Raw genomic sequence first — 15,863 nt, forward strand, 5'->3', positions numbered from 1 at the left:
TGGCAGGTCGGGCGGGTCAGGCGGGTCGGACGGCTCCGGCGAAGGGCATGGCGTCCACGGACTCGTAGCGGACCGGTGCGCCCGGGTGCGGTGCGTGGATCATGCGGCCGTTTCCGGCGTAGAGGCCGACATGGCTGATGCCCGAGTAGAAGAACACCAGGTCACCGGGGTGTAGTTGGCCGCGTCCGACCCGGGGGGCGGCGACGATCTGGGCGTAGGTGGTGCGCGGCAGCGAGACCCCGGCGGACTGCCAGGCGGCCTGGACCAGGCCGGAACAGTCGTAGGCGTCCGGGCCGGTGGCTCCCCAGGCGTAGGGCTTGCCGAGCTGGGACCGGGCGAAGGCGATCGCGGCAGCGGCTCGGCCCGACGCCGCTGCGGCTGCGGCTGCGGCTGCGGCAGTATCGGCGGCTGCGGCGCCCCCGGCGTCCGACGCGGCGCCGGTGAGCTCGGCGAGCAGGGCCTGCGCCTGGGCCAGCTTCTGCTGGACGGCGGACCGCTCGGTGTCCAGCTGCTGCTGGCAGTGGGTCAGCTCGGCCAGCCGGGACCGGGCCTCGGCGGTCTGCGCGTCCAGGGCGACCTGCTGCTGGCCGTACTGCTGGAGGGCCTGCTGCTCGATCGCCCCGGCCTGGTCGAGCATCCCGGCGCGCTGCAGGAACTGCTGCGGGTCGTCGGCGAGGGCGAGTTGGAGGGCGGTGGAGAGACCGCTGCTGCGGTACTGCTCGGCGGCGAGGGCACCGAGCCGGGTGCGGGTGGCCTCGATCGCGGCGGCCTTGCGGGCCAGCTCGTCCTGGAGCCGCCCGACCTGCTGCTGGAGGGCGTCGGCCTGCTCCTTGGCACCGTCGTAGCGCTGGGTGGCCTGCTCGGCCTCGCGGTAGAGCCCGTCCACCTGCGACCTGATCTGCGCGGCGGAGGGCGGCGGCGCGGCGTGGGCGGGAGCGGCGAGGGCGGTGACCGAGGCGGTCACCGAGACGGCGGCTCCGGTGGCGACCCCCGCCACCGTACGGGGGCGGAAGCGGCCGGGGCGGGGCTTTCTGTGCAACGCCATGGCGGCGTTCTCCTTTCGAGCCGGGCCACGGGCGGTGCAGGCGGTACCTGGTACGGGTGGAACCTGGTGCGGGTGGGAACCCGCTGCGGACCGGCTTCGGAGCGGGACGCTAGTCGGCCGGTGGGGCCCGCAGGGCCGAGAGTCACGGCGCTGAACGGATTTCTGCGGAAGTGACCATTCCGCTGAAAAGTCCTGATCGGAACGGTGTCGGAGTGGTCGCGAACCGGCCGGGTGCCGGAGTGGTGGGATCGCGCCCGGGGTTGTCGGCGCCGGGTCATAGACTCGAAGGGCCATGACTAGCCTCTTTGACGACCTCCCGCTCCCCGGTTTCGAGGCCCCTGCCGCCGGGTCGAAGCCGACCGCCGCCGCCGAGCCGCCGCACGGCACCGATGAGCCGTACGAGCCCTACGAGCCGTACGACGAGGCTCCGTACGAGGGCACCCCGTACGAGGAGGCCCCGTACGAGGAGGCGCTCCCCGACGGCCTGTTCCAGACCGACTACGCCGCCGCCACCGAGCGTGACGCCTGGCACCGCAACGGCGCCGCCCGGACCGTGATCGACCCGGCGCAGCTGCTGGAGGGGATGAACGACCCGCAGCGCGAGGCCGTGCTGCACGCGGGCTCCCCGCTGCTGATCGTGGCCGGCGCCGGCTCCGGCAAGACCCGGGTGCTGACCCACCGGATCGCCCATCTGCTGGGCGCACGCGGGGTGCAGCCGGGCGAGATCCTGGCGATCACCTTCACCAACAAGGCGGCCGGCGAGATGCGCGAGCGCGTCGAGCAGCTGGTCGGCCCGCGCGCCCGCGCGATGTGGGTCTCCACGTTCCACAGCGCCTGCGTGCGGATCCTGCGCCGGGAGTCCAAGCTGCTGGGGTTCACCTCCAGCTTCTCCATCTACGACTCGGCCGACTCGCAGCGGCTGATGTCCCTGGTCTGCCGTGACCTGGACCTGGACCCGAAGCAGTTCCCGCCGAAGTCCTTCACCTCGAAGATCAGCAACCTGAAGAACGAGCTGATCGACGAGGAGACCTACGCCGGCCAGGCCGCCAACCCGACGGAGCGGAAGCTGGCCGAGGCGTACACGCTCTACCAGCGGCGCCTGCGCGAGGCCAACGCGCTGGACTTCGACGACATCATCATGACCACGGTGAACCTGCTGCAGGCGTTCCCCGACGTCGCCGAGCACTACCGGCGCCGGTTCCGGCACATCCTGGTCGACGAGTACCAGGACACCAACCACGCCCAGTACATGCTGGTCCGCGAGCTCAGCGGCGGCGCGGTCGCCGCCGCCCCCAAGCGGACCGTGGACGGCGACTGGGTCAACGAGGCCGCCGGGCGGCTGGCCCAGGTGCCGCCCGCCGAGCTCTGCGTGGTCGGTGACGCCGACCAGTCGATCTACGCCTTCCGCGGCGCCACGATCCGCAACATCCTCCAGTTCGAGGAGGACTACCCGAACGCCACCACCATCCTGCTGGAGCAGAACTACCGCTCCACGCAGACCATCCTCACCGCCGCCAACGCCGTCATCGAGCGCAACACCAACCGCCGCAAGAAGAACCTGTGGACGGCCGGCGAGGACGGCGAGAAGGTCGTCGGCTACGTCGCCGACGACGAGCACGGCGAGGCCCAGTTCATCGCCGACGAGATCGACCGGCTGACGGACGCGGACCACGCCCGGCCGGGTGACGTGGCGATCTTCTACCGCACCAACGCCCAGTCCCGCGTCTTCGAAGAGGTGTTCATCCGGGTCGGCCTGCCCTACAAGGTCGTCGGCGGAGTGCGCTTCTACGAGCGCAAGGAGGTCCGGGACGTCCTCGCCTACCTGCGGGTGCTGGCCAACCCCGAGGACACCGTGCCGCTGCGCCGGATCCTCAACGTGCCCAAGCGCGGCATCGGCGACCGCGCCGAGGCCATGATCGACGCACTGGCCGCACGCGAGCGGATCAGCTTCGCCCAGGCGCTGGCGCGGGTCGACGAGGCGTACGGAATGGCCGCGCGCTCGGCCAACGCGGTGAAGAAGTTCAACGCGCTGATGGCCGGGCTGCGCCAGGTCGTCGAGTCGGGCGCCGGCCCGGCCGCCGTGCTGGAGGCGGTCCTGGAGGAGACCGGCTACCTGGCCGAACTCCAGGCGTCCACCGACCCGCAGGACGAGACCCGGGTGGAGAACCTCCAGGAGCTGGCGTCCGTCGCCCTCGAGTACGAGCAGGACCCGGGCGAGCGGCCGGACGCCGACGACGAGGGCGCGCCGCCGGTCGGCTCGCTCGCCGACTTCCTGGAGCGGGTCGCGCTGGTCGCCGACTCCGACCAGATCCCGGACGACGAGGACGGCGCGGGCGTCATCACGATGATGACCCTGCACACCGCCAAGGGCCTGGAGTTCCCGGTCGTCTTCCTGACCGGCATGGAGGACGGGATCTTCCCGCACATGCGCGCGCTCAACCAGGTCAAGGAGCTGGAGGAGGAGCGCCGGCTGGCGTACGTCGGCCTGACCCGAGCCCGCCGACGCCTCTACCTCACCCGCTCGGTGCTGCGCAGCGCCTGGGGCCAGCCCTCGTACAACCCGGCCTCGCGCTTCCTGGAGGAGATCCCGGAGACGCTGGTGGAGTGGAAGCGGACGGGTGCGGCGTCGGCACCGTCCTCCCGCGGCTTCTCGTCCTCCTCCCGCTCGTCGTCCTCGTCCTCGTCGTCGTCCTCGCGGTCGTCGTCGTACGGTTCGTCGTCCTCGGCCTCGCGGACGGCCGCCGGGCCGAAGGCCGGTTGGGGGCAGTCGGCGCGGCGGGTGGTCGAGCGCGAGGTGGTCGCACTGGCGGTCGGCGACCGGGTCACCCACGACAGCTTCGGCCTCGGCACGGTGGTGGCCACCACGGGCGTGGGCGACAAGGCGCAGGCGACGATCGACTTCGGTGGTGCCGGACGCAAGCAACTGCTGCTGCGGTACGCGCCGGTGGAGAAGCTCTGACAGCCTGACCCGCCCCGGGGCGTGGGGCGTGGGCCAGTTTTGGCCGACCGGCTGCCCCGGGTGGGGGGCTTGCCGTGCCTCCGCCCGGGCCGGTCAGCGCGGATCCAGGCCGCGTTCGAGCAGCCAGGGCACCGGGTCGACCGGACCGCTGCCCGCCGGGCGGACCTCGAAGTGCAGGTGCGGGCCGGTGCTGTTGCCGCTGTTGCCCGAGTAGGCGATGACGTCCCCGGCCCGTACCGGGCCGCTTCGGATCCGGTAGGTGCTGAGGTGGCAGTACCAGGTCTGGGTGCCGTCGGCGGCGGTGACCTTGGCCAGGTAGCCGTAGGCGGGGTTCCACCGCACGTGGACGGTGCCGTCGGTGACGGCCCGGACCGGGGTGCCCCGGCGGACCGGGAAGTCGATACCGGTGTGCCGGGTCCGCCAGTGGGTGCTGGTCGCCCCGAACCCGGCGCTCAGACCGCGCTCGGCCACGGGGAGCACGAAGCGGGGGCGGTCCTGCTCCTCCTGGGCCTTCTCCGGGGCCTCCTGCTGGTGCCGGAGGCCCTGCTGCGCGTCCTGTTGACGCTCCGCCAGGTTGTCACGGGACTGCGAACGGTTCGCCCGATCGGCGGATTGGCCGGCGGATCGGTCGTTGAATTCGCCGGCTGCGACGGTGGGGCCGGACCCCGGGGTGTCGGCCCGCCCGGTCGCCCCGGTCGCCCTGGCCTGTGTGGTGGGGGCCGGCGCGATGACGGTCGTGCCGAGGGCGGCCGCCGCGAACACGGCGAGCGTGGCCACGGAGGGGAGCGCCACCGTCAGCACCGCCGTCCGGGCGGCGGCCCGTTCACGGGCGCGTGCCTGGGCACGGGCGGCAGACCGGGAAGCGGAACGGAGGCTGTCGGCTGTCATGGTTGCCTCGAAAGGTCGGAGGCCGGGTCGGAGACCGGGGGATCGGAGACCGGGGAGAGCAGCCGAGACTGTAGTGCTTGCGGCACAGTACGGACAAAACGCACATCTCACGAGGCGTGACGCTCGGTCGGAGGCTCCTCGGCTCCGGTGCGGCCCCGTTCCCCCGCCTCCAGCGCGAGCCGTACGGACTCGACCGCACGCGGGTGCGAGGGCAGGCCGATATGCCCGGCGCCCGCGATCAGCCGGTTGTCGGCGGCCAGGTCCGGGTGGCGCAGCCAGGCGTGCGGGCCGGGCAGGATCAGCTCGTCCAACTCGCCCCGGACGGCGGTGAATCGGGTACGGCAGTCCGGTGCAGGCAGCCGCAGCTCGGACATCAGGGCACTGCTGGGCCGCAGTTGACGGGTGATCGGGAACGGGGTCGGGAGCAGGGCGGCGGTCGTCCCCTCGTGCGGGGTCGCCAGGGTGACCAGGGTGTCGACCAGTTCGTCCCCGCCGAGGCGTTGGACGTAGTACCGGGCGATCAGCCCGCCCAGGCTGTGGCCGACCAGCGCGACCGGAGCGCCGCCGTGGGCCTGCCTGGCCCACTCGACGTGCCGGGCCAGCAGGACGGCGGCGGCGCGCACATCCCTGGTCAGCGGGCTGTGGTTGAGGGCGTGCAGATGAGTCCAGCCGTGGTTGCCCAGTGCGCGGCGGAGCGGGGCGAAGACCGCGCGGTTGTCGATGAAGCCGTGCAGCAGCAGAACCGGTCCGTGGTGCGCGGGCGCCGCCGCGTAGCGCCCGGGACAGGGGCGCGGCTGCCGCTCCGGCGGGACGCCGGTCGGATAGCGGAGCAGGTGGCCGGCGAGGGCGGCGGCCTCCGCGCCCGCGCCACGGACGGTGTCGGCGGTCCGCTGGAACGGGATGGTCATTCGGCTCTCCCCGGCAGGGCTGCGCGGGTACCCACGGGCCGGTCGGCGCCGGGGCGGGCGGTGCTCGCACGGGCGGGTGCGACAGCGCTTGCCCGGGAGTCTCCAGTGCTCGGACGGCCGTGGGCAGTGCACATACGGGCGCGCGCAGTGCACACGGCGGCGCATGCGGTGCCGACCCGGGCGTGGACGGGGCACAACGGTGGGTACGCACCGCACGGAAGCGGGTATGTACGGGGGTGACGGGTGGGTGGTGCTGTGATTTTCCCCTCCTCTTGACGGGCGAAACAGCCAACCGGCCCTGGTGGCGCTAACCTCCCCTCAGGTTCGTTATCGGTGGTTAACCGCGCGCGTCCGACCGTGTCGGCCGGTGTGGCGGACGACGTGGTCCAGGAGGCAGTGATGGGTGTGTCAGGGCCGATCCGTGTGGTGGTCGCCAAGCCGGGGCTGGACGGTCACGACCGCGGTGCCAAGGTCATCGCCCGGGCGCTGCGCGACGCCGGTATGGAGGTCATCTACACCGGCCTGCACCAGACGCCGGAACAGGTCGTGGACACCGCGATCCAGGAGGACGCGGACGGTATCGGGCTGTCGATCCTCTCGGGTGCGCACATGACCCTGTGCGCGCGGGTCATCGAACTGCTCAAGGAGCGGGACGCCGCCGACATCAAGGTCTTCTGCGGCGGGATCATCCCGGACGACGACATCGCCGAGCTCAAGCGGATCGGCGTCGCCGACATCTTCACCCCGGGCACCCCGACCCGGGACGTGGTGGCCTGGGTCGAGGCCAACCTGCGCGCCGCCGGCTGAGGCGGACCACGGCCATCGGGTACCTGGCACCGGCTGCTGCCGGTCTGGGTAGCCCGGGGCGTGGTCGAGTGCCGTGCCTCCGGGGCAACTGCACGTCCTGAGCCGGCCCGGCCCGGACCGCTGTCCTGGCGTTATGCGGTGAGCTCGGCCAGCATCGCCTCCCGGAAACGCAGTGTCGCGGCCAGCCGGTTGAAGGTGTCGGCCCAGGTGCTGTCCGGGGCGGTGCCGGACGCCAACGCCTCGACGGCCGGGGCGGTTTCGGGAGCGAGTGCGCGCTCCGTCATGCCCAGTACCCCGCTGTGGCTCCACGGGTAGGCCCCGGACCGGGCGGCGCGCTCAAGTGCCGCCACCACGGCGGTACTCAGCGGCGGCGTCCACGGGGTGGCGCAGGCGCCCAGCAGTTGGAACGCCTCGCCGAGGCCGTGGCTCTCGATGAACGAGGCTGTCCAGGCGGCCCGTTCGGCGGCCGGCAGGACGGCGAGCAGTTTGGCCGGTGCACCCGCCGCAGCACCTGCCCGGCCGGGCTGCGGAACAGGTCCGAGCAGGGCCCGGGCCCAGTCGGCATTGTGCTGGCGGACGGCGGCCCGCGCCCACCCCTCGCGGAGGTCCTCGGCCCAACTGCCGACCTGGGCCGGGTAGTTGACTCCCTTCTCGGTGGCGTCACTGCCCTCTATGGCGCCGGGGTCGATGTCTCCCGGGTCGGCGTCGACGACGGGCAGTCGGAGCAGCTCCTCGGGAGTGCGGCCGACGTCGGAGGTCCACAGGTCGAGCGGGGCCGCCGCGATGATCTCGCCGAACCACCAGGCCCGTTGGCCCCGCCCGGTGGGCGACTTGGGAGGTATGCCGTCCCGCTGCATCGCCGCGTCGCACTCGGCCGGGGGGCTGATGGCGAGCCGGAGGCCGTCGGTGCCGGCCGCCGGGCGGGCCAGGCGCACGGCGGCGCGGGCGCGCTCCGCCATCCGGGCGGCGAGTGCCGACCGGGGCAGGGTGGAGAGCAGTTCGGCGGCCGTGGCCCGGACGTTCTTGCTGCGGTCCGAGAGCGCGGCCTCCAGGAACGGCTCGTCGAGCGGCGACAGGCCCTCCTGCAGGGAGTCCAGGAACAGCAGGCGGTCTTCGGCGCGCTCGGTGGACCAGGTGGAGCGCAGCAGGTCGAGGGCGGCGGCCGGGTCGCTGCGGCGGAGCCTGGTGAGGTGGGTGACCCGCTCGGCGAACAGGCCCTCCTGCCAGAGCCGTTCGCCCGGATCGGTGGTGCCGCCCGGATCGGTGGTGCCGCCCGGGCCGGTCGGGACTGTGCTGTTTTCGGTGCCCGGCTCCACCGCGGTGCGGGTGACGAACCGCCAGTCCGGGTTCCGCTCGGCGAGCCAGCGGCCGAGCGGGCCGGCCAGCGCGACCGCGTCGGGCCGCAGCTCGCTGCGGGCCCGGGCCGCGTCCAGCAGCGCGGGGACGAGTGCGGCGGGTGCCCGGTAGTCACGCTCCCGGGCGGTGGCGAGCCACTGCGGCAGCAGCTCGCCGAGGTTGGCCACCATGCCCGCGCTGCCCCGACCGCCGACCAGGACGGCAAGGCGGCGGGCCGCTGCCTCGGGCAGCTCGCGGCGCGGGTCGGGCGCGGCCGGTTCGGGCAGCGCGTCGGCCTCGGCGGCCACCGCTCCGGCCCGGCGCCGGACGGTCTCCAGCGCGGCCAGCTCCAGCAGTGCGGTGGCGGCGTCCGTGCGGTCCACGGAGTGTGCGGCTCCGGTGAGCGCGGGCGAGCCGCTCAGCTCGGGCAGCGGGCGGCGGTCGGTGCCGAGCATGGCGGTGGTCCGGAGTTCTTCCCAGCTGTCGCTGGCGGTCGTGAGAGCGGTCACTGGTCGGCTCCTCTGCTCGGGCGGGCGGGTCGGTCCGCGGCGGTGCGTGCGATGTCGGCCGGATCGGGGACGTGGTCCGTGCGCGGTGGGCGAGTCCGGGTGGGCGGCTCGGCCGGCCCGGTCGGCTGCTTCGCCCCGCGTGCGGAGTGCGCCGACATTGGGCGCCGGGTGGCCCGGTCGAGCCCGTCCAGCCTGCCGGGCCTGTCAGGCAGGCCGTCGAGGCCGGCCCGGACTGCCGGGCTCCGTCGGGCAGTTGACGACGGTGGGCGGAAGGTCACTGGGCCACCCCCGTCGGGCGGTGGTCGTGGCCCCAGGCGGTGACCGGGGCGAAGCCCGCGTGCCCGTACTCGCCGAAGAGGGTGACCGGGTGGCCGGCCGAGACCGCGGCCAGCCGCCAGAGCGCGGACTCCGGGGCGCTGCCGCGACGGACCGGGACGCCGTGCCGGCCGTCCGTCAGCTGCCAGCCGTCGGAGCCGAGGACGGGCACGACGCCGCTCAGGGTGGTCGGCCAGGACTCCAGCCACGGATCGTCCGCGACCGCCGCGCCGTACTCGGCGACCGCCTCGGTCACCGAGAGGCCGGCCGGTGCCTCGGCCGGGCCCGTCTCGGGAGCGCCGTACCGGGTGCCGAGGACGGCTCGCAGGGGCCGGACGCCCGGGTGGAAGGCCAGCTCGGCCTCCAGCAGCCGACCGGTGGGCAGGGCCAGGTCGGGCGCCTGGCCGGGGCGGCCGAAGGCGAGCAGCAGGGCCGGCCGGCCGGTCTTGGCGCCGCGCAGCCAGAGCCGGCGGGTGGTCAGCCGCTCGTCCGAGGTGTCCCGGGTGCCGAGTACCAGCCAGCGGTCCCGCACGGTCGGCCCGGCGAGCAGCTCGGCGGTCTCGGTGGTGAAGCCGACCCGGGCCCGGACGGTCGCGGCGAGCGGGTCGGGCAGTTGCTCGACCCGGCCGTACGCGCCGGCCAGCAGGTGCAGCAGTGCGTACTCGGCGAGCAGGCCCTGCTGCGGGGTGTCGTCCAACTCCCGGACGCGGGAGGCCAGGCCGGGGGCCTGGGCGTCGACCATCCGGGCCGCGACCTCGCCCCAGCCGCCGGTGGCGGCGGTGTGGTCGGCGAGCCCGTGCCGCACCCGGTCGGCCAGTCGCAGCCGCAGCTCCTGCGCGCCGGCCGCGACCCGGGCGGCCCGCCGGTCGGCCCGGCGCAGGGCCGCTGCCGGGTCGGCCGCCTCCGCCTTGGCCGTCCGCCGCTGGACCGCCTGTTCGCTGCGCTGCTGACGGCCGTTCAGCCACTCGGCGGCCCACTCGGGCGGCTCGGCGGCCTCGGCGACCGCCTCCGGGCTGCCGCTCCAGAGCAGCAGCAGCCCCAGTGCGTGCTTGCACGGGAACTTCCGGCTGGGGCAGGTGCACTTGTACGCGGGCGTGGTCAGCTCGACCACTGTCCGGTACGGCGTACTGCCGCTGCCCCTGCACTGCCCCCACAGCGCGCCCTGCCCCCAGCCGGTCTGCGACCAGGGGGCGGGCGCCGACAGCTTTCCGGCCGCCTTGCACGACGCCTGGTCGGGCGCGAGGGACAGGACGTGTTCGGTGCTCCAGCGTTCCTCCATGCCGACGACGCTAGGACGGGCCACTGACAGACGGGCCCGGCGAACTGACACCCGGTCATCGAGCCGGCGTCCGTTGTCAGTGGGTGGGTGCATGGTTGTTCCTGCGAGTCGGGAACGTACGTACGATTCACCCGTTCTCGCACGTCAGAAGACATCTGCGCCGATGCTCCCCACTGATCCACAACCGTCCGGGCACCCTCGCCAAGGGGCTCGGCGGCCGACCCCGAGGAGCTTTTGATGACCACCCTTACGAGTGAATCCACCGCCCCGGCCGAGGTCCTGCGTCAGCACGCCGAGGACGCCTTCGCCGCCGAGCTGGCCGCCCTCGCCGAGCAGGACGACCGGCCGCGCCCCGAGCGCTGGCGGCTCTCGCCGTGGGCCGTCGCCACGTACCTGCTGGGCGGCGAGCTGCCCGACGGCACCGTGATCACCCCCAAGTACATCGGCCCGCGCCGGGTCGTCGAGGTCGCCGTCACCACGCTGGCCACCGACCGCGCGCTGCTGCTGCTCGGGGTCCCCGGCACCGCGAAGACCTGGGTCTCCGAGCACCTCGCCGCGGCGATCAGCGGCGACTCCACGCTGCTCGTCCAGGGCACCGCGGGCACCCCGGAGGAGGCCGTCCGCTACGGGTGGAACTACGCCCAGCTGCTGGCCCAGGGCCCGAGCCGGGAGGCCCTGGTGCCCTCGCCGGTGATGCGGGCGATGGCCGACGGCATGATCGCCCGGGTCGAGGAGCTGACCCGTATCCCGGCGGACGTCCAGGACAGCCTGATCACCATCCTGTCCGAGAAGACGCTGCCGATACCTGAGCTCGGCACCGAGATCCAGGCCGTCCGCGGCTTCAACCTGATCGCCACCGCCAACGACCGCGACCGCGGCGTCAACGACCTCTCCAGCGCGCTACGCCGCCGGTTCAACACCGTGGTCCTCCCGCTGCCCGGCACGCTGGAGGAGGAGGTCGACATCGTCACCCGCCGGGTCAACCAGCTCGGTCGCTCGCTCGACCTGCCCGAGCTGCCCGGTGGCGCCGAGGAGATCCGACGGGTCGTCACCGTCTTCCGTGAGCTGCGCGACGGCATCACCGCCGACGGCCGCACCAAGGTCAAGACGCCCAGCGGCACCCTCTCCACGGCCGAGGCGATCTCGGTCGTCACCAACGGCCTCGCCCTGGCCGCCCACTTCGGCGACGGCGTGCTGCGCGCGGCCGACGTCACCACCGGCATCGCCGGGGCCGTGGTCCGCGACCCGGTCGCCGACCAGGCGGTCTGGCGCGAGTACGTCGAGGGCGTGATCCGCGAGCGCGACGGCTGGAAGGACTTCTACCGCGCCGCCCGCGAGAACTCCCGCTGATCCACCGGACTTGTTGAGAGGGGAGGACACCATGAGCACCGACGTGACCCTGCTGGGCGTACGGCACCACGGGCCCGGCTCGGCCCGCGCGGTGGCCGCCGCGCTGGAGCAACTGCGGCCGGACGCCGTCCTGATCGAGGGCCCGCCCGAGGCCGATCAGATCATCGCGCTGGCGGGTGAGAAGGACATGGTGCCGCCCGTCGCCCTGCTCGCCCACGCCGTCGACGACCCGGCCAAGGCCGCGTTCTGGCCCTTCGCGGCCTTCTCGCCCGAATGGGTCGCCATCCGGCACGCGATCGAGCACGAGATCCCGGTCAGGTTCATCGATCTGCCCGCCGCCCAGACCTTCGCCCTGGTAGAGGGTGCCGGGGGAGTGCCGGGGGGCACTTCCCCGGCACCGGCGGCGACCGATCCGGAGAACGCGCCGGCAACCGCGCCGGAGACCGGTTCGAAGCCCGGATCCGAGACCGGGCCGTCGACCGGTTCGGAGGGCGGGGCGGAGGGCGGTGCCGAGGCCGGCGCGGCGGGCGCGCAGCCGGTCGTCCACGACCCGATCGGCGCCCTCGCACAGGCCGCCGGGCACGACGACCCCGAGCGCTGGTGGGAGGACGTGATCGAGCACCGCGCACCCGGCGCCGACGCCCTCGCCCCCTTCGCCGCCGTCGCCGAGGCGATGACCGCCCTGCGCGAGCCGCGCCCCGCCGCCGACCCGGAGGGCAGCGGCACCGCCGCCGGCCCGGGTCCCGGCACGGCCGTGGCCGTCGGCCGCCGGGACGAACTGCGCGAGGCCCACATGCGCCAGCAGATCCGTGCCGCCCGCCGCGCCGGGCACACCCGGATCGCCGTGGTCTGCGGCGCCTGGCACGTCCCCGCCCTGCAGACCATGCCGACCGTCGCCCACGACCGGGCCCAGCTCGCCGGGCTGCCCAAGAAGGTGAAGACCGACATCACCTGGGTGCCCTGGACTCACCGCAGGCTCTCCCAGCACACCGGCTACGGCGCCGGGATCGACTCGCCCGGCTGGTACCAGCACCTCTTCACCGCCGGGTCCGAGCCGGTGGTCCGCTGGATGACCAGGGTCGCCGAGCTGCTCAGGGCGGAGGACCACCCGGTCTCCTCGGCCCACGTCATCGAGGCCGTCCGCCTCGCCGACACGCTCGCCGTGATGCGCGGCCGCCCGCTCGCGGGGCTCACCGAGACCCTCGACGCCGTACGGTCCGTCATGTGCGACGGCTCCGACGTCGCCCTCGCCCTGGTGCACGACCGGCTGGTGGTCGGCGACGCCCTCGGTGAGGTTCCCGACGCGGTGCCCGCCGTCCCGCTCCAACGCGACCTCGCCCGACTCCAGCGCAGCCTCCGGCTCAAGCCGGAGCCCGGGGAGCGCACGCTCGACCTCGACCTGCGCAAGGAGCTGGACGCCGCCCGCTCCCGACTCCTGCACCGCCTGCGGCTGCTCGGCCTCGGCTGGGGCACCCCCAGCCGATCCGCCGTCAACTCCACCGGCACCTTCCGGGAGAGCTGGCGACTGCGCTGGGAGCCGGAGTTCGCGGTACGCGTCGTCGAAGCCGCCCAGTGGGGAACGACGGTCGAGGACGCGGCGACCGGCAAGGCCGTCGAGAACGCCGTCGGCGCGACCGAACTCGCCGAACTCACCGGCCTCGCCGAACACTGCCTGCTTGCCGGGCTGCCCGCCGCACTGCCCGCCGTGATGCGGATCCTCGCCGACCGGGCCGCACTGGACACCGACGTCGCCCACCTCGCCGACGCCCTCCCCGCACTGGTCCGGGCGCTGCGCTACGGCGACGTCCGGGGCACCGACGGCAGCGCCCTGGACGGCGTCGCCCGTGGTCTCGCCGACCGGATCTGCATCGGCCTCCCAGCAGCCTGCGCCGGCCTCGACGCGGACGGCGCAACCGCCATGCGCAGCCGCCTCGACGCCGTGCACACGGCCGTCGGCCTCCTGGCGCCGGCGGCACCTGCCCAGCAGCTGGTGCAGACCGCGTCCACCGCGCTAGCCGGGGCCGCAGAGCCCACCGCGCTAGCCGGGGCCGCCGCGCCCGCCGCGCCCGCCGCGCCCGCCGCGCCCGCCGCGTCCGCCGGGGCCGACTCGCCGGCCGAGCGGTGGGCCGGGACGCTGCGCTCGCTCGCCCGCCGGGAGCCTTCGGCGGGCCCGGCCACCGGAGTGCCCGGCCTGCTGCGGGGTCGGGCCGTCCGGTTGCTGCTGGACGACGGGCGGCTCGACTCGGCCGAGGCCGGGCGCCGGATGGGCCTGGTCCTCTCGATGGCCAACGCCCCTGCGGACGCGGCCGGTTGGGTCGAGGGCTTCCTCGCCGGGGGCGGGGCGCTGCTGCTGCACGACACCCGGCTGCTCGGGCTGCTCGACGAGTGGCTGAGCGGGGTCCCCGGCGAGGTCTTCGTCGACGTACTGCCGCTGCTCAGGCGGACGTTCGCCGAATTGGAGAACGGTGTCCGGCGGACGGTCGGCGAGCGGGTCGCCTCCGGTCCGCTCGGTGTCCGCTCGCCCGTAGCGGTCGCTCCCACCGTCCGGATCGACCAGGCCAGGGCCGACGCCGTACTTCCCACCCTCGCCCTACTGCTCGGCCTCCCGGTCCCCGGCCAGGAGTCGGGCAAGCCCCGGATCCCCCGCCAATCCGACCGTCGCGCTTCCTGACCGGAAGTCACCGCACCCGTCCGGCCGAGGCCGCGACCCCGCACCTCCGTCGTCCACACGCGCTCGCGCCGACCGTGCAACGCCCCGGCGAGCCGCACTTGTCAGTCCCGCCGGAGAAGCTGACGCTGCGCCGGTTGAACCCTGCGATCCCCCTGCATCCCGCAGGCGAGCCCACGGCAGAACCGGGGCACCGAGCCCACCCCCAGCGCCGCCCACAGAGCGCCGCCCACAGAGCCCCCGCGCCCGTACCCGAGAGCTCCCCAGACGAGGAGATCGAGATGTCCACCGCCACCGACCCCGCCCCCTCCAGCACCACCCTCCCGGATCCGGCCGCCGAGCGGCTGCGCCGCTGGCGGCTCGTCCTCGGCGGCGAGTCGGACGGCACCGGCTGCCGGCTCACCGGCCGGGACGCCGCGATCGACGGTGCGCTCGCCGCGCTCTACCGGGGATCGGCCGACCCGGCCGGCGGTGGCAGGCGGCAGGGTCCCCGCAGCGCGGGTCTCGGCGGGTCGGCGCCGCAGGTGGCGCGCTGGCTGGGGGACATCCGGGAGTACTTCCCGACCTCCGTGGTCCAGCTGATGCAGCAGGACGCGATCACCCGGCTCGGCCTCGACCGGCTGCTGCTGGAGCCGGAGATGCTGGAGGCGGTCGAGCCGGACGTGCACCTGGTCGGCACGCTGCTCTCGTTGAAGCACGCCCTGCCCGCCACCACCCGGGAGACGGCGCGGACGGTGGTCGGCAAGGTGGTGGCCGAGCTGGAGCGCCGCCTCGCGGACCGGACGCGGGCGACGCTCGGCGGTGCCCTGGACCGCAGCGCCCGGGTCAACCGCCCGCGCCACCGCGACATCGACTGGGACCGCACCATCCGCGCCAACCTCAAGAACTACCTGCCCGAGGCCGGTCCGGGCGGCCGGGGCACGGTGGTCCCCGAGCGCCTGATCGGGTACGCCCGGGCTCAGCGGGCGGTGAAGAAGGACGTCATCCTCTGCATCGACCAGTCGGGGTCGATGGCCGCGTCGGTGGTGCACTCGGCGGTGTTCGGTGCGGTGCTCGCCTCGATGAAGAGCCTGGACACCAGGCTGGTCGTCTTCGACACCTCGGTGGTCGACCTGACGGAGCAGCTGACCGACCCGGTGGACGTGCTGTTCGCCACCCAGCTCGGCGGCGGTACGGACATCAACCGCGCCCTCGCCTACTGCCAGTCGAAGATCACTCGCCCGTCCGAGACCATCGTGGTCCTGATCAGCGATCTCTACGAGGGCGGCATCCGCAACGAGATGCTCAAGCGGGTGGCCGCGATGAAGGCGGCGGGCGTCCAGTTCATCGCCCTGCTCGCGCTCTCGGACGAGGGCGCCCCGGCGTACGACCACGCACACGCCGCCGCGCTCGCCGAGCTCGGCGCCCCGGCGTTCGCCTGCACGCCGGACGTCTTCCCGGAGATCATGGCCGCCGCGATCGAGAAGCGGCCCCTGCCGGTCCCCAGGAAGGAGTGAGCCGGGGCACCGGCGGCGCCGGAGGGGCCGGTGGACCGCAAGCCGCTGGAACGAGAAACCGCTGGAACGAGAAACCGGTGGGACGAGAAACCGGTGGGACGAGAAGCCGGTGGAAGGAGAAGCCGCGGAACGGACCGTTGTAGTGACGGAATCAGCGCCGGTTTTCACCCGCAGGTGCGACCTCCGCCGGGGCCGTCACCCGGTCGGCGCACCCGGTGTGAGCTGGGCGCACGACATGCTCGGATACGTCCGTTGTGACGGTTCTCACCAAACCGGAGCGGGCCCGGGGCGAAACACGACCGTC

10 protein-coding genes are annotated in these 15,863 nt (G+C 74.1%); 5 read left to right on the top strand and 5 right to left on the bottom strand.

What is annotated here, in order from left to right; all coding sequences use genetic code 11:
• Positions 1-16 precede the first annotated feature (16 nt).
• On the bottom strand, positions 17-1,045 hold the full coding sequence (locus tag UK12_RS44325; protein WP_045301363.1) for a C40 family peptidase: 1,029 nt from the start codon (positions 1,043-1,045) through the stop codon (positions 17-19).
• 583 nt (positions 1,046-1,628) lie between these two features.
• Here UK12_RS44325 and pcrA point away from each other — a divergent pair.
• Positions 1,629-4,004 carry a DNA helicase PcrA gene (gene pcrA, locus UK12_RS08540; protein WP_231591102.1) on the top strand — a complete coding sequence of 792 codons (2,376 nt, stop codon included), beginning with the start codon at positions 1,629-1,631 and terminating at the stop codon, positions 4,002-4,004.
• A 93-nt stretch (positions 4,005-4,097) separates the two neighbouring features.
• Here pcrA and UK12_RS08545 read toward each other — a convergent pair whose 3' ends face one another.
• Together UK12_RS08545 and UK12_RS08550 are read right to left on the bottom strand one after the other, a co-directional pair.
• The gene (locus tag UK12_RS08545) at positions 4,098-4,892 is read right to left on the bottom strand and encodes a M23 family metallopeptidase (RefSeq protein WP_156178605.1); all 795 of its coding nucleotides are present in this window, start codon (positions 4,890-4,892) and stop codon (positions 4,098-4,100) included.
• A gap of 107 nt (positions 4,893-4,999) precedes the next feature.
• Complete coding sequence (locus tag UK12_RS08550) at positions 5,000-5,800, bottom strand: esterase/lipase family protein (RefSeq protein ID WP_045301367.1); 801 nt, start codon at positions 5,798-5,800, stop codon at positions 5,000-5,002.
• 333 nt (positions 5,801-6,133) lie between these two features.
• On the opposite strand from UK12_RS08550, the gene UK12_RS08555 reads away from it, so the two are divergent.
• Positions 6,134-6,607 carry a cobalamin B12-binding domain-containing protein gene (locus UK12_RS08555; RefSeq protein WP_231591098.1) on the top strand — a complete coding sequence of 158 codons (474 nt, stop codon included), beginning with the start codon at positions 6,134-6,136 and terminating at the stop codon, positions 6,605-6,607.
• Between the two features lie 131 nt (positions 6,608-6,738).
• Here the strand turns inward: UK12_RS08555 and UK12_RS08560 are convergent, their stop codons facing one another.
• A complete protein-coding gene (locus UK12_RS08560; RefSeq protein ID WP_045301371.1) occupies positions 6,739-8,451 on the bottom strand; it encodes a DUF5691 domain-containing protein in 1,713 nt (570 codons plus the stop codon).
• 274 nt (positions 8,452-8,725) lie between these two features.
• On the bottom strand, positions 8,726-10,045 hold the full coding sequence (locus tag UK12_RS08565; protein WP_045301373.1) for an SWIM zinc finger family protein: 1,320 nt from the start codon (positions 10,043-10,045) through the stop codon (positions 8,726-8,728).
• Between the two features lie 237 nt (positions 10,046-10,282).
• Here UK12_RS08565 and UK12_RS08570 point away from each other — a divergent pair, with 237 nt between their 5' ends.
• The 3 genes from UK12_RS08570 to UK12_RS08580 all read left to right on the top strand — a co-directional run bounded on the left by UK12_RS08570 (position 10,283) and on the right by UK12_RS08580 (position 15,559).
• Positions 10,283-11,395 (top strand): ATP-binding protein, encoded by a 1,113-nt coding sequence (locus UK12_RS08570; protein ID WP_045301375.1) that lies wholly within the window; start codon positions 10,283-10,285, stop codon positions 11,393-11,395.
• A 31-nt stretch (positions 11,396-11,426) separates the two neighbouring features.
• On the top strand, positions 11,427-14,066 hold the full coding sequence (locus UK12_RS08575; RefSeq protein WP_045301377.1) for a DUF5682 family protein: 2,640 nt from the start codon (positions 11,427-11,429) through the stop codon (positions 14,064-14,066).
• 278 nt (positions 14,067-14,344) lie between these two features.
• Positions 14,345-15,559 (top strand): VWA domain-containing protein, encoded by a 1,215-nt coding sequence (locus UK12_RS08580; RefSeq protein WP_045301379.1) that lies wholly within the window; start codon positions 14,345-14,347, stop codon positions 15,557-15,559.
• Positions 15,560-15,863: the final 304 nt, after the last annotated feature.

It is taken from the genome of Saccharothrix sp. ST-888, assembly GCF_000955975.1.
GTDB lineage: Bacteria > Actinomycetota > Actinomycetes > Streptomycetales > Streptomycetaceae > Kitasatospora.

Excerpts from the sequence above, each read along its gene's own strand:
- UK12_RS08570 (WP_045301375.1), top strand. The coding sequence starts at position 10,283 with ATGACCACCCTTACGAGTGAATCCACCGCCCCGGCCGAGGTCCTGCGT.
- UK12_RS08580 (WP_045301379.1), top strand. The coding sequence starts at position 14,345 with ATGTCCACCGCCACCGACCCCGCCCCCTCCAGCACCACCCTCCCGGAT.
- UK12_RS08550 (WP_045301367.1), bottom strand. The coding sequence starts at position 5,800 with ATGACCATCCCGTTCCAGCGGACCGCCGACACCGTCCGTGGCGCGGGC.
- UK12_RS08575 (WP_045301377.1), top strand. The coding sequence starts at position 11,427 with ATGAGCACCGACGTGACCCTGCTGGGCGTACGGCACCACGGGCCCGGC.
- UK12_RS08565 (WP_045301373.1), bottom strand. The coding sequence starts at position 10,045 with ATGGAGGAACGCTGGAGCACCGAACACGTCCTGTCCCTCGCGCCCGAC.
- UK12_RS08545 (WP_156178605.1), bottom strand. The coding sequence starts at position 4,892 with ATGACAGCCGACAGCCTCCGTTCCGCTTCCCGGTCTGCCGCCCGTGCC.
- UK12_RS44325 (WP_045301363.1), bottom strand. The coding sequence starts at position 1,045 with ATGGCGTTGCACAGAAAGCCCCGCCCCGGCCGCTTCCGCCCCCGTACG.
- pcrA (WP_231591102.1), top strand. The coding sequence starts at position 1,629 with ATGAACGACCCGCAGCGCGAGGCCGTGCTGCACGCGGGCTCCCCGCTG.